At 72.7% G+C, this 13673-nt stretch carries 10 protein-coding genes; 4 read left to right on the top strand and 6 right to left on the bottom strand.

Annotation, left to right across the window (positions count from 1 at the left end; genetic code table 11):
- Window positions 1–69: 69 nt before the first annotated feature.
- The gene (locus C4B68_RS19430) at window positions 70–1989 is read right to left on the bottom strand and encodes a VWA domain-containing protein (protein ID WP_104880001.1); all 1920 of its coding nucleotides are present in this window, start codon (window positions 1987–1989) and stop codon (window positions 70–72) included.
- Between the two features lie 232 nt (window positions 1990–2221).
- On the opposite strand from C4B68_RS19430, the gene C4B68_RS19425 reads away from it, so the two are divergent.
- The gene (locus tag C4B68_RS19425) at window positions 2222–4309 is read left to right on the top strand and encodes a PhoX family protein (protein ID WP_099502140.1); all 2088 of its coding nucleotides are present in this window, start codon (window positions 2222–2224) and stop codon (window positions 4307–4309) included.
- Between the two features lie 96 nt (window positions 4310–4405).
- On the opposite strand, the gene C4B68_RS19420 is transcribed toward C4B68_RS19425, so the two are convergent.
- The 3 genes from C4B68_RS19420 to C4B68_RS19410 form a co-directional block, all read right to left on the bottom strand.
- Complete coding sequence (locus C4B68_RS19420) at window positions 4406–6340, bottom strand: FUSC family protein (RefSeq protein WP_099502141.1); 1935 nt, start codon at window positions 6338–6340, stop codon at window positions 4406–4408.
- Between the two features lie 101 nt (window positions 6341–6441).
- Window positions 6442–7458 carry an endonuclease/exonuclease/phosphatase family protein gene (locus tag C4B68_RS19415; RefSeq protein ID WP_099502142.1) on the bottom strand — a complete coding sequence of 339 codons (1017 nt, stop codon included), beginning with the start codon at window positions 7456–7458 and terminating at the stop codon, window positions 6442–6444.
- 90 nt (window positions 7459–7548) lie between these two features.
- On the bottom strand, window positions 7549–8331 hold the full coding sequence (locus C4B68_RS19410; protein ID WP_167459113.1) for an alpha/beta fold hydrolase: 783 nt from the start codon (window positions 8329–8331) through the stop codon (window positions 7549–7551).
- 92 nt (window positions 8332–8423) lie between these two features.
- Between C4B68_RS19410 and C4B68_RS19405 the strand changes: the two genes are divergently transcribed.
- Window positions 8424–9818 (top strand): aminotransferase-like domain-containing protein, encoded by a 1395-nt coding sequence (locus C4B68_RS19405; RefSeq protein WP_240634415.1) that lies wholly within the window; start codon window positions 8424–8426, stop codon window positions 9816–9818.
- Here the strand turns inward: C4B68_RS19405 and C4B68_RS19400 are convergent.
- Window positions 9733–10632: a hypothetical protein gene (locus C4B68_RS19400; RefSeq protein ID WP_099502144.1), complete on the bottom strand. Its 900-nt coding sequence runs from the start codon at window positions 10630–10632 to the stop codon at window positions 9733–9735. The genes C4B68_RS19405 and C4B68_RS19400 overlap by 86 nt on opposite strands.
- Window positions 10633–11246: 614 nt before the next feature.
- Entirely contained in the window at window positions 11247–11705 is a 459-nt protein-coding gene (locus C4B68_RS19395) for a hypothetical protein (protein ID WP_167459112.1), read from the bottom strand.
- Between the two features lie 103 nt (window positions 11706–11808).
- Here C4B68_RS19395 and C4B68_RS19390 point away from each other — a divergent pair, with 103 nt between their 5' ends.
- Complete coding sequence (locus C4B68_RS19390) at window positions 11809–12447, top strand: NAD(P)-dependent oxidoreductase (RefSeq protein ID WP_099502146.1); 639 nt, start codon at window positions 11809–11811, stop codon at window positions 12445–12447.
- Between the two features lie 109 nt (window positions 12448–12556).
- Window positions 12557–13654, top strand: coding sequence for a PP2C family protein-serine/threonine phosphatase (locus C4B68_RS19385; protein ID WP_099502163.1), 1098 nt, complete (start codon window positions 12557–12559; stop codon window positions 13652–13654).
- The last annotated feature ends 19 nt before the right edge of the window (window positions 13655–13673 follow it).

The following is a 13673-nucleotide window of genomic DNA, read 5'->3' as shown; positions in this document are numbered from 1 at the left end:
GGGTGGGCCGCCCGCTTCCCGTTTTGAGGGGTGGGAAGCGGGCGGCCGGGTTCTTCACGGGTGGGGCGGCTACGGGCGCCAGTTCGCCAGTACGCCCTCGTAGAGCTCCGCGTCCGTCAGCTCGCGCGGGGTGGGGCCCGCGTGGAAGAAGGCCGTGTTGTCGGACTTCAGCTTGCGGAGGTAGTCGAAGGCCTTGTTGTCGTGCTCGCCGAAGGCGACGAAGGAGAAGAACACCGTGGGGTGGTTCTTGGCCGCGTCCGTGAGGGACTGGGTGGCCGGGGTCTTCGCGTCCGGGGCGCCGTCCGTCTGGAAGATCACGAGGGCCCGCTCCCCGGCCGGGTGGTGCTTCTCGTGGTGGGTGACTACTTCCTCCACGGCCGCGTGGTAGCTCGTACGGCCCATGCGGCCGAGGCCGGCGTGGAGCTCGTCGATCTTGTTCTCGTGCTCGGAGAGGGTGAGTTCGCCGGTGCCGTCAAGCTCCGTGGAGAAGAAGACGACGTTCACCGTGGCCTCGGGGTCGAGGTGGGCGGCGAGGGCGAGGGCCTGCTCGCCGAGGGCCTGGGCGGAGCCGTCCTTGTAGTACGGGCGCATGGACGCGGAGCGGTCCAGGACGAGGTAGATGTTGGCGCGTGTGCCGGTGAGGTCCCTCTTCTGGAGGGCCGTCCCTGCTTCGGCGTACGCCGTTGCCAGGGTGGGGGCGGTTGTCTTGATGTGGGTGACGGGTACGGCGGGGGTGCCGTGGGGCTCGGTGTCCGCCTCGGCTTCGCCTTCGGCAGGGGTGTCCGCCTCGGCTTCGCCTTCGCCTTCGGCCGGGTCGTTCGCGCCCGCACCACCCGTGCGGCTTTCGCCGTCGGCGGCTGCGGGTTCGTCTGCCTGTGCGGGGATGGGCTCGGCCTCGGTGGGCGGTTCGGTCTCGGCCTCGGCTTCGCCTTCGGCCGGGTCGTTCCCGCTCGCACCACTCGTGCTGCCTTCGTCGTCGACTGCGGGTGGCCCCTGTGGGGCCTCGTCGCCGTCGGCGGCTGCGGGTTCGTCTGCCTGTGCGGGGATGGGCTCGGCCTCGGTGGGCGGTTCGGTCTCGGCCTCGGCTTCGCCTTCGGCCGGGTCGTTCCCGCTCGCACCACTCGTGCTGCCTTCGTCGTCGACTGCGGGTGGCCCCTGTGGGGCCTCGTCGCCGTCGGCGGCTGCGGGTTCGTCTGCCTGTGCGGGGATGGGCTCGGCCTCGGTGGGCGGTTCGGTCTCGGCCTCGGCTTCGCCTTCGGCCGGGTCGTTCGCGCCCGCACCACTCGTGCTGCCTTCGTCGTCGACTGCGGGTGGCCCCTGTGGGGCCTCGCCGTCGGCGGCCGCGGGCTCCTCGGCAGCGACAGGCTCGGCCTCGGCCGCAGCCTCAGCCACCGGCTCGGGCTCGACCACGAGCTCCGCCTCGGTCTCGGCGACCGGCTCAGCCTCGACCTCGGTCACCAGCTCCATCACAGGCTCCGCCTCGGCCGCAGCCTCCGGCTCCGTGGCCGGCTCGGCCTCGGCGGTCGGCACCGGCTCAGCCGCAGCCTCCGCCTCCGGCTCAGCCTCCGCCTCCGGCTCAGCCGCAGCCTCCGCCTCCGCCTCCGGCTCCGCCTGAGGCTCCGGCTCCGGCTGAGCCTGAGCCTCCGCCTGAGCCTCCGGCTCAGGCGCGGCCTCCGGGTCCGGGGAAGTCGTCGGCTTCGGGACCGTCACGTTGTCGAAGGCCGCCGATACCAGGTCGTCCACCACCGACGGGTTGGGCTCGGAGGCGGGGGACGGAATTTTCGGCTCGGGCTCCGCGGCAGGGGCCCGGTCGGCCTCCTGGGCGGGAACCCGGTCGGTCGCCTCGGGGGCGGCCTCCTTGGAGGGGGCCGGCTCCGGAGACGGGGACGGAACCGTCGGAGTCGAAGGCTCTCGCGAGGTCCCGGCGTCGGCGTCACGCCCCTTGCGTGAGCGGCCGAACGCGTTCCGCAGGAGAGTGAGAATGCCCATGTGCGCAACCCTTCGCGTGAGTTGATGCCCGCCAATCCCTGGCCAGGACGGACACGTAAGGTTAGCTGCCGCAGGTGGCGATCTTGGGGAGGGGCGGATCGCGGAAGGGTCACGTTGTCAACACCCCTGCAGATCCCGTGGGTTCACTCTCAGTTCATTCAGCCGCAGGGTTCCTGCACACACGCACCCCTAGCGTCACGCTGACACCAAAGCGCTCACAGGGGAGAGTGTCGTGCGCAGAATGCTGCCGTTGATCGGAACACCCAGCTCGCATCCCGGCGGCAGGTCCGCCATGACCTGCCGGTTCCGCTGTGGTGACGCCTGCTTCCATGAGGTGCCCAACACCAGCGACAACGCCTACGTCGGTGACGTCATCGCCGGCGCGCTGAGCCGCCGTTCGATGATGCGGGCCGCGGCCGTCGTCACGGTGGCCACGGCGACGGGTGCCGCCGTCGTCGGTACCGGCGCCCCCGAGGCCCAGGCCGCTGAGGCCCAGGCGGCCGGGGCCGGGGCGAGCGACGCGGCGTACTGGAGCAAGAAGGGGGCGCGCGGGCTTCGTTTCGCTCCCGTCGCTCCCAACACCACCGACGCCGTCGTCATACCCGACGGCTACCACCAGAACGTCGTGATCCGCTGGGGCGAGCCCATCCTCCGCGGTGCCCCCGCCTTCGACCCGGAGAACCAGACGGCCAAGGCGCAGGCCGGGCAGTTCGGGTACAACAACGACTTCCTGGCCCTCCTCCCCCTCCCGGGCGAGCGCGGGCGCGAACTTCTCGTCGCCAATCACGAGTACACCGACGAGATCCTGATGTTCCGCGGCTACGACGCCGCGAACCCCACCCGTGAGCAGGTCGAGATCGCGTGGGCCGCGCACGGTCTTTCCGCCGTCGTGGTCGAGGCGGACCGCAGGACCGGCAAGCTCACCGCCGTGCCGCGGCACCACCTCAACCGCCGCGTGACCGCCACCACCGAGTTCCGGCTCACCGGTCCGGCCGCCGGCTCGGACCTCCTCAAGACCTCCGCCGACCCGACCGGCACCAAGGTCCTCGGCACCCTCAACAACTGCTCGGGCGGTACGACTCCCTGGGGCACGACCCTGCACGGCGAGGAGAACTTCAACCAGTACTTCGCCAACAGCAGCCGCCCCACGGACAAGCGGTACGGCATCGGCACCGCCGCCTCCGAGCGCAAGTGGGAGCGTTTCGACAAGCGCTTCGACGTCGCCCAGGAGCCGAACGAGGTGCACCGCTTCGGGTACGTCGTGGAGTTCGACCCGTACGACCCGTCCTCCACGCCCCGCAAGCACACCGCCCTCGGCCGCTTCAAGCACGAGGCCGCGACCATCCGCCTCACCGCCGACGGGCGCCCCGTCGTCTACACCGGTGACGACGAGCGCTTCGACTACTTCTACAAGTTCGTCAGCAGCAAGCGGATGAAGCACGGCACCTCCCGCGCCGTCCGCGAGCACAACCTCTCCCTCCTCGACGAGGGCACGCTGTACGTCGCCAAGCTGACCGGCGACTCCCCGGCGATCGAGATCGACGGCACGGGCAAGCTGCCGTCCGACGGAGAGTTCGACGGCAGCGGCGAGTGGATTCCGCTGGCCACCGCCACCGCCAAGGGCGCCGTCTCGCACGTCGAGGGCATGACCGCCGACGAGGTCTTCGTCTTCACGCGGCTCGCCGGTGACAAGGTCGGCGCGACCAAGATGGACCGGCCCGAGGACATCGAGCCCAACCCGCGCACCGGCAAGGTGTACGTCGCGCTCACCAACAACAGCAACCGCGGTGTCGGTACGAACGCCAAGGCGGACGAGGCCAACCCGCGCAACGCCAACAAGCACGGCCACATCCTGGAGCTCACCGAGCGCTGGAACCGGCCGGAGAGCACCACGTTCGCCTGGCTGCTCTTCCTCGTCGCGGGCGACCCGGCCGACCCGGCCACCTACTTCGCGGGCTTCCCGAAGGACAAGGTCAGCCCGATCTCCTGCCCGGACAACGTGGCCTTCGACCCGCACGGCAACCTGTGGATCTCCACCGACGGCGCGCAACTCGGTTCGCACGACGGCCTGTTCGGCGTCGCGACCACGGGCGAGCGGCGCGGTGAGCTGAAGCAGTTCCTGACCGTGCCGAACGGCGCCGAGACCTGCGGTCCGGTCATCGGGGACCGTCAGGTGCTGGTCGCCGTCCAGCACCCGGGCGAGATCGACGGCGCGACCGTCGACAAGCCGGCCAGCACCTGGCCCGACGGCCCCGGCAAGATCGTCCGCCCGGCGGTCGTGGCCGTGTGGCGCGCGGACGGCTGCGACATCGGCAGCTAGCAGCGAGTAGCAGTACGAGAGCGGGGGCGCCCTTCCGGCTGAAGGGCGCCCCCGCTCTCGTACGCCTGCTCACCTATGTCTCCCCCAGCCGCCCCCTCAGTGCGGCGAAGCGATCGCCCGTGCCGCCGCGACCTCCTGCCGCAGGGGTTCGAGCACGCTGTCCGACGGCCCCATCAGATCCGTACGGACGGCCGTGAGTACGTCGCTCTCGCGCAGCCTGTCGGACAGGTCCCGGAGCTGGAGGACTACCTGGGCGACCTCGGCGGCGGACGGCGACGGTGCGCCCTGTCGGACGCGGACCCCGGCCGCGGTCGTGGCGTCCACGATCCGTTCGACGGCGACGACGAGCGGCCACCAGGCGGCGGCGCGGCGACCGGTGGGCGGCGGTTCGGTCAGGGCGCGCTGGAACTCCGTACGGATGGAGGAGAGGTCGCGGTAGAGGCCGCGGCGCCGGCGGGCGCGGGCGTCGGGATCGGCGTCGCTTCTGAAGGCGTACTCCACATACCCGGCCGTGTCGGCGACGGCGTCCGCGAGCCGGTCGCCGACCCGGGTGTGCCAGCTCTCCGGCCACAGCAGATACCCGGCGACGAGCGCGATCGCACACCCGATGAGCGAGTCGAGGAGGCGGGGCGCGAGGAGCCCGATGCCCTGGCGGTGGAGGGTGTCGGTGAGGACGAGGATCACCGGGGTGATGGCGGCGGTCTGGTAGCCGTAGCCGCGCGGGGTGAACACCGGGATCAGCGGGGCGAGCACGAGGACGACGAGCACGTCCCACCAGCCGGGCGGCACGAAGCTGAGGACCGCGGCCGCGACGACGAGCCCGGCCACCGTGCCCAGCGCGCGCAGCAGCGCCCGGGAGAACACGGACCCGAAGTCGGGCTTCATCACGAAGGTGACGGTGAGGACGACCCAGTACGAGCGCGGCACCGCAATGATCGAGACCAGCACCTGCGCGAGGCCGATGCAGACGGCGAGACGCAGGCCGTAGCGCCAGGAACCGGCGGACAGCAGGACGTTGCGGGCGGCTCGGGCGGCGCGGATGCGCAGGGCGGCGGGCCGGCCGAGGCGGTCGCCGACGTTGCGTGGGTCGGGGGCCTGGCCGGTCACGACGTCGGCGGCGTGGCGCAGGGCCTGGTCGACGGCGCGCGCGGTCTCGTTGGTGGGGGCGGGCAGGCGCAGCGTCAGGGGTCCGGTGGCGCCGGTCTCCACGACGTCGGCGAGACGGAGTGCGGCGGCGGGGACCGCGGCGGGCAGCGGCTTGCCGTACTGGTGGGCGGCGGGGGCGGCTTCGACGACGGGGGTGACGGCGTTGAGCTGGGCGAGCAGCCGGACGAGGTCGGGGCTGCGGCCGTGGTGGAAGGCACGCCGGGCGAGAACGACGTCGTACGACTGGTTGAGGGACTGGGTGACGGCGTGACGGGCCTCCTCGTATGTGCCGGTCCCGCCCGCGGCGAGCAGATCGGCGACCGCGCGGTAGGTGTCCGCGACGGCGGTCCGCTCCGGCACGCCCGAGCGCAGCGGCCAGGAGAGCAGCGCGAGGAGCAGGACGAGGAGCCCGCCGCTCGTCATCAGCAGAGGCACCAGCCACCACTGCCCCGGCAGCGGAAGTCCGGCGCCGATCACGCAGTTGAGGAGCAGCAGCAGTCCGGCCGCCGAGGACACGGCGCCGATCGTCGAGATCATCCCGGAGATCAGCGCGACCCCGGTGAGGGCGGCGACGGCGACCCAGCCGTGCCCGAACACGAGCGCGCCGATGGTGACGCCGAGCGCGCCGACGAGCTGCGGGACGGCGATGTTGACGATCCGCAGGCGGTAGGCGTCCGCCGTGTCGCCGATGACCCCGGACAGGGCGCCGATGGAGGAGAGGGCGCCGTAGCCCGGTTCTCCGACAGCGATGCCGATGGCGAGCGGCAGGGCCATGGCGACGGCGGCGCGGACGGCGGCGGCCCAGTTGACGGGGGCTTTCTGCGGTTGGAGGTTCCTGACCAGCCAGTCGGGAGGAGTGAGGCTGATGGGGAACTCGCGCGACATGACCCAAGTATGGCTTTCGTTCGGGTTTGGTACGGGGTCATTGGGACCTCTCCCGGTTTATCTGGGTCCGTACCGGTTCAGTTCATTCGGGTCCGTCGCGTTCATTCGTACTGGTGGAGGGTGAGATCGACGACGAGGGCGCGATGGTCGGTGCCGGACAGGCGCGGGAACATCGCCTCGTGCGCGGAGAAGTCCGCGGAGACGAGGACGTGGTCGATCTGGGCGCCGAGCGTGGGGGTGGTCCGCGCGGGCCAGCTCGGGGTGCGGGGGGCTCCGGCGAGGCGGGAGCTGTCGCGCAGGCCGGTGTCGAGGATGCGGCGGAAGGCGGCGTGGTCCTGGGAGGCGTTGAAGTCTCCGGCGAGGACGGTGAGGCCCTCGCTCGCGGCTGCGTAGTCGCGCAGCTCCCCGAGTTCGCGCCGCCAGACGCCGAGCCGGCCGGGGAGCGGGGGCATGGGGTGGGCGAGCTGCAGCCGTACGTCGTGGCCTTTCACGTCGGCGACGGCGCCGGGCATGCCCATGGTGCCGCGCACACCGTCGGCCCCCGTCAGCGGGAAACGGCTCATGATGACGGACCCGTCGGACGAGGCCCCCTCGACGGCCTCGCGATACGGATAGGCGCCGCCGCTCCCCCCGAAGGCGTCCTCCAGCGCCCGCGCGCATCCGTACTCGCACTCCTGCACAAACAGGATGTCGGGCCTGTGCCGCCGTACGGCGGTGATGAGCGAGCCGGTCCCCTGCCCGAACTCCACGTTGGAGGTCATCACCCGCACCTCGGCCACGGGCGCGCCGCCGGGTTCGCCGGTCTTCCCGTACGGCTCGATGAACCACGCGAGGAGCCCCAGGGCGACCACCCCCCACACCAGCCCGAACCGCCACCGCGCGAGCAGCGCGAGCAGCAGCCCCAGGCCGGTGGGCACGAGCAGCCACGGCAGAAACGCCAGCAACTGCGGCACGGGCGTGATCCCGTCGCTGTCGGCCACCCGGAACCCGGCCACGACACTCACCCCGGCCAGCGACAACCCCGCCGCCCAGGCCGCGACGCCCCGCCCACCGCCTCGCCGCCCGACGGCCCCGTCGGCCCCCTCGGTCCCGGCCCACCCGGCCGCCGCAGTCTCCAAGTCCCGGCCTTCCGCTCGTCCGCTCGGGGTGCGGGCATCCTCCCTCAGAGACGGGGAGCGCGCGGGGAAGGTTGCCCGCCCCGGGCGTGGTCAGCTCTCGAGCCGGGCCAGGTACGCCGCCAGCACTCCGTTGAACTCCTCCGCCCGCTCCAGGTTCGGCAGGTGGGCCGCCGCGTCGATCACGTGAAGGGTGGAGTCGGGGAGTGCCGCGTGCATCGCCTCCGCGTCGGAGACGGGGGTGTACTCGTCGTCGGCGCCGACGACGACCAGGGCCGGGACGGTGACCTGGGTCAGCAGTTCGCGGTAGTCGGGGCGTTCCGCGCGGCCTCTCAGGGCGGCTGCCGCGCCCTCGGGCGGGGTCGAGGTCATCATGCGGTGGACGTGGGCGGCGACCTGCGCGTCGGCGTACGGCGCGACCATCTTGAGCAGCACCTCGTCGGCGTACCCGCGCATCCCCTCGCGCAGCAGACGGTCCGCCATGGCGCCGCGCGCCTTCTTGCCCTCCGGCGTCTCGGCGGCCGGGAAGGTGTCCGCGAGGACGAGTCCCCGGATCCGCTCCGGGAACTGCCGGTAGCACTCCATGACGATCTGGCCGCCCATGGAGAGCCCGGCCAGGGCGAACTCCGGAACACCCAGCTCGTCCAGCAGCGCCGCAATGTCCTCGGCGAAGGTGGCGAGCGGGGTGACGCCGGGGACCACCGGGGACGCGCCGTAGCCGCGCAGATCAGGGGCGATCACCCGGCGGCCCGGCGAGAACGCGGCGATCTGAGGAGCCCACATGGTGTGGTCGAAGGGGTGGCCGTGGATCAGGACGAGGGGCAGCGCCGTCGAGTCGGCGCCCCCTTGGTCCTCGTATGCGAGGAAGGGTGCCATGACCATGACCCTAGGCACCCCCAACTCCTCAGTGCAATAAGGTCTTTGCCCTCGGTGCAATCCTGCCCCGGGGCGTACGAAAGGGGGCTCGCGTGGTGGAGGACGACCGGCGGGACTACCGGCGGATCGCCGATCGGATCGCCGACGACATCGCCGCGGGGCGGCTCAAGCCCGGCGAACGGCTGCCCCCGCAGCGGGTGTTCGCCCGGCGGCGCGGTATCGCCGGGTCGACGGCCGGGCGGGTGTACGGCGAACTGGTACGGCGCGGACTGGTCGTCGGCGAGGTCGGTCGCGGCACGTTCGTGCGGGCCGCACCGCTCCCCTCGGGCCGCGCGCTCACCGAGGCGACGGCCACCGCACCGGTCAACCTGGAGCTCACCTACCCGTCCGCGCCGGGCCAGTCGGAGCTCCTCGCCCCCGCCCTGGCCCCGCTCCTGCGCCCCGACGTCCTCACGGAGTCCCTGCGCACCGCCCCCGCCACCGGTACGGCTGCCGCCCGCGAGGCCGCCGCCGCCCTCCTCGCCACCCCGGGCTGGCACCCCGCCCCGTCCCGGCTGACCTTCGCGGGCAACGCCCGCCAGGCCATCGCGGCCGCGCTCGCCTCCCTCGTACGGCCGGGGGGCCGTGTCGGCACCGAGTCGCTCACGTATCCCCTGGTCAAGGAGATCGCGACCCGCTTGGGCATCACACTGGTCCCGCTGCCCATGGACGCGGAGGGGCTCCGCCCGGAGGCGGTCACGGCCGCCCACCGCTCGGCGCCGCTCTCCGCCGTCTACGTCCAGCCGACCCTGCACAACCCGACGTCGGTGACGATGAGCGGACCCAGGCGGCGGCAACTGGCCGCCGTCGTACGGGACCTGGACCTCCCCGTCGTCGAGGACCGCGTCTGGTCCTTCCTCCACGAGGGTCCGCCCGACCCCTTCGGCGCGTACGCCCCCGAGCGCACCTACGTCGTCGACGGGCTCTCCAAGCGTGTCGCCCCGGGCCTCACGGCCGGCTTCCTCGTCGCACCGGAGGGGCGGGTCGAGCAGGTGGCGGCGGCCCTCCGCTCGGGCGCGTGGACCGCGAGCCGGTTCGCCCTGGAGGCGGCGGTGCGCTGGATCGCCGACGGCACGGTGGACCACCTGGTCCGCGCCAAGCGGGCGGACTCGGCCGGGCGGCAGCGACTGGTCGCCGAGCACCTCGACGGGTACCCCGTGCACGCCGACCCGCACGGCTATTACGCCTGGTGGGAGCTGCCGTTCCCGTGGCGGGCCGACACCTTCGCGGGGGCGGCGGCCGAGCGGGGGATAGCGATCACACCGGGGTCCGCCTTCACCGTCGCCGCGGCGGGCACGGTGCCGGCGGTGGGAGCGCGTGCCCCGGACGTCAACGCGGCGGGCGCGCGGGCCCAGGACTGCGTCAGGCTCGGACTCGCGTCGACTGCTCCGCGGGATCTCGCTCAGGCGCTCCGGGCGCTCGCCGGGATCGCCTGTACGCGCCCGTGAGCAGGGCGGTCAGGGCCACGGTGAGGCCCAGGGCCAGCAGCAGCCAGGAGACGAGCCGGAGCGTTTCCGTGAGCGCGTCGTACACCGCGCCCGCGGCCGTGCGGGACACGTCGGGCGGCAGATCGGCGAGGGTGAGCCGGCGCCCCACGGCGATCGCGATGCCGAGGAGCGCGGCGCCCAGCGCCGTGCCGAGCCCGGTCGCCAAGACCGCCCGGCGGCGGCACACCGCGAGGAGAATGCCCGCGACGGCGAAGACGACCGCGGCGACCGGCAGCCAGAAACCGGCGACTTCGAGCACGTGGAACCCCTTCCGGAGCTGGGCCAGATCCTCCGCTTCGAGCACCGTGATCTCGGTGTGCTCGACGGGGATCCGGTTCGCCAACGGCACGTGGTCGTCGACGAGTTGATCTTTCAGTCGCTCGGTGACGGGTGCGAGGTCGACGGTCACCGCCCTCGCGTGGTCGTCGCGCAGCGCCCCCATCACGGCGTCGTGCGCGGCCATGCTCGCGGCCTCCCACGCCGTCCGGTACGCCTCCGTCTCGGTGAACGAGCGCGCCGCGTCCCGCACGAAGAGGTTCACCGGCCCCTGCAACCGCGGCCGTACGTGGACCTCGCGCAGGATCCCGTCGCTGACACCGGCCGCGATCGCGGCGCGTACGTCCGCGTCGGTGGCGAGCGGCGCCATCGTGGCCTCGTACCGCCCGGAGTCGCCGATCCCGTACATCGCCCAGGCCGACAGCGCGCCGAGCGGCGCGAGCAGGCAGGCGAGGACGATCAGTACGGCCGACAGAGCGCTCCGGACAGCTGGGGACACCCTTCCAGGCAAGGCCGCCCGGCCGCCCCGCGCGAGGGGTTTGACTGCACATGGGTGCATAGCGCAAGCCGAACGGGACCCCCAGGTCACCCGGCCGGAGCCCGCCGACGGGCGCGGCCTGAGCCCCACTAACCACACGGGCCACACCTGCTCCGGTGGAGCACTCACCCGAACGGGTGTTTCCTGGATTGAGGAGCTTGACCATCGACATCTCAGGCTCCTGGGACTGGGGTCCCAGGAGGTAGGTGAGTGAGGGAGACGCAGGGGGCCCCGGCGGGCAGCCGGGGCCCCCTGCGCCATATACCGCGCGGCCCTGGATGCCGCTCGGCAGGTCGGCATGACCGACACAGCCAGGTCCTGTCGTCAAACTCCCGTCGTCCGCCCGGAGGGCGCGCCCTGCGCCCGCCGCGGAGCGGCTGACGTCGCTGTAGGTGCGTGCTCTCGGCGTGCCGGGCCTGGCCCCCGTACTGGATGTACTTGGGCTTGGGCCCGGTGCGGCGAGTGGGGGCACCTCCCACGCCCTCAAGGCAGTGGGGGAGCGTGCATGGCGTCGCGGGGCTGGGGGCACCTCCCACGCCCTTAAGGCAGTGGGGGAGGGAGTTTGACGACAGGGCCTAGCGCGGTACGCGATGCCCCTCCGCGTCCTCGTGTGTGTAGTAGCGGTAGAAGGTCACCGCGAACACGCTGGCCCCGATCCCCAGGGCCATCCACGTGGACCGCACCACGCTGTGGCCGCTCTGGCTGTACAGGAACCCGGACGTGATGCCCGCGAACACGAACCACAGCACCGCGTGCAGTTCGCGCTTCAGCAGCGGCGCCAGCGCGCGCAGGCCCATGTAGAGCGCCGCGAACGCGAAGGCGGTCACGAAGCCGAACAGGAGGTTCCAGCCCGTGATCGGGCCGGCGTCGCGGTTGATGGCCGCGGCCCAGTAGCCGTAGACGAGCCCGACGAGGATGGGCCCCGCCCACCTCGCGACGGCGTGAGTGCGTGCGTCGAAGACATCCGGTGTGCTGGGTCTGCTGGGTACGGCGGGTGTCTTCGGAGCGGGTGACACAGGTGCCGCATGAGCCATGGGAGCACTCCTCTCTCCTCGCCCCGCCTTCCAGGGCACACCCCGCCGGAGCGCCTGGCAAGTCGGGATGCGGGCGCCCTGACCCCGTGTTTCGCTGAGCTTCATGAAGCTCGTACTCTTCGGCGCCACCGGCATGGTCGGGTCCCGTATCGCCAAGGAGGCCTCCGCGCGCGGCCACCAGGTCATCGCCGTGAGCAGGTCCGGGCAGTCCCCCATCCCCGGGGTCACGGCCACGGCGGCCGACGCGTCGGACACGGCGAAGGTGGCCGAGCTGGTGGCCGGAGCGGACGCGGTGGCGTCGGCGGCCGTACCGCCCAGAGACGGCTCGGACCCCCGGGCTCCGTTCCTCGCGATCAACGAGGGGCTGGTGGAGGGCCTACGGCGGGCCGGAGTGCGGCGGCTCGTGGTCGTCGGCGGCACGGGCAGCCTGGAGATCGCGCCCGGACAGGCGCTGGTCGACCAGCCCGGCTTCCCCGAGGCCTACCTCCCCGAGGCCCTGGCCCACCGCGACGTCCTCGCCTACTACCGCACCCTCGGCGACGACGTCGACTGGACCTACATCTCGCCCGCCGCCGAGATCGGCCCCGGCGAACGTACGGGCACGTTCCGTATCGGCGGCGACCAGATGCTCACCGACGAACACGGAAACAGCCGGATCAGCGCCGAGGACTACGCGATCGCCTTCGTCGACGAGCTGGAGAAGGGCGCCCACCCGCGTGCCCGGATGTCGGTCGCCTACTGAAGCGGACGAGGACGAGGTGGGCGACGGCCGGAGACCCCCGTTCGGCCCACTGCCGCGCGCCGGGCGGCCGGACGACGTCGAGCGGCTGGACGGCGCCGAGCGGCAGCTGATGCGGGTGCGCGGCCGCAGCGTCGCGTGGCTGGCGCCGCTGCTCCTGCTCGTCGCCATCGCGCTGATCGACTGGAACACCGCGAGCGAGTTCCGGATCATCTCCTGGCTCGTGCTGGTACCCGGAATCTCGGCGGCGATCTGCGGGGTGTGGGTCACGGCGGCGCTCGCCGCGCTGTCGCTCTTCACATGCGTCGTCCTGGACGCGTCCTGGCCGGACCAGTTCCAGGCCGGCCTGCCCGACTTCATCCTCGTCGCGATCGGCGGCATCCTCGTGACCCTCGCCTGCACGGTCCGGGTCCGCAGTGAGCGGCGCATGCTGCACATGAAGGACGTCGTCGAGACCACGCGGCGCACCGTGCTGCGTCCCCTGGCGCCGGGCTGGGGCGGCCTGGACCACGCGGCCGTCTATCTGGCCGCGGACAGCGAAGCCCGCGTCGGCGGCGACTTCTACGACATCGAGCCCGGCCCGCACGGCACGCGTGCCCTCCTCGGCGACGTCCAGGGCAAGGGGCTCGCGGCGGTGGAGGCGGCGGCCTCGCTGCTCGGCGCGTTCCGCGAGTCGGCGTACCACGAACCGCTCCTCCACACGGTCGCCGACCGCCTGGAGGTCCAGATGGTGCGGCACGGCCGCTACCACGCCGCGCTCGGCCGCGACGACGACGACCGCTTCGCCACCGGCATCCTCATCAGCTTCCCGGAAGCCACCCCTGCCACCATCGAGGTCGTCAACTTCGGCCACGAACCACCGCTCGTGGTCGCCCCCGGCGGCGTACGCCCTCTGCCGCCCGGCGACGGACTGCCGCTCGGGCTCAGCGAGGTGGCGTACATCCCGCCGCCCGTGCTCACCGTCACCCTGGCCCCCGGCGAGACCCTGCTCCTGGTCACCGACGGCGTCACGGAGGCCCGCGACGCGGACGGCGTCTTCTTCCCCCTGCACGACCGGGTCGCCCGCGCCCTCGCCGAGGACCCGCGCACCACCGAACCGCACCACCTCGTCCGCTTCGTCCGCGACGCCACGCTGCGCCACTGCGGCGGCCGCCTGGCCGACGACACGACGATCTTCGCCCTGCGACGGTCGGAGCGACCCATGCCCTAGAAGGCTGCTGAAAATCTTG

The sequence above is a fragment of the Streptomyces dengpaensis genome, assembly GCF_002946835.1.
GTDB lineage: Bacteria > Actinomycetota > Actinomycetes > Streptomycetales > Streptomycetaceae > Streptomyces > Streptomyces dengpaensis.
The sequence above is the reverse complement of the archived record's forward strand: the minus strand, read 5'-3'. Positions and strand labels throughout refer to the sequence as shown.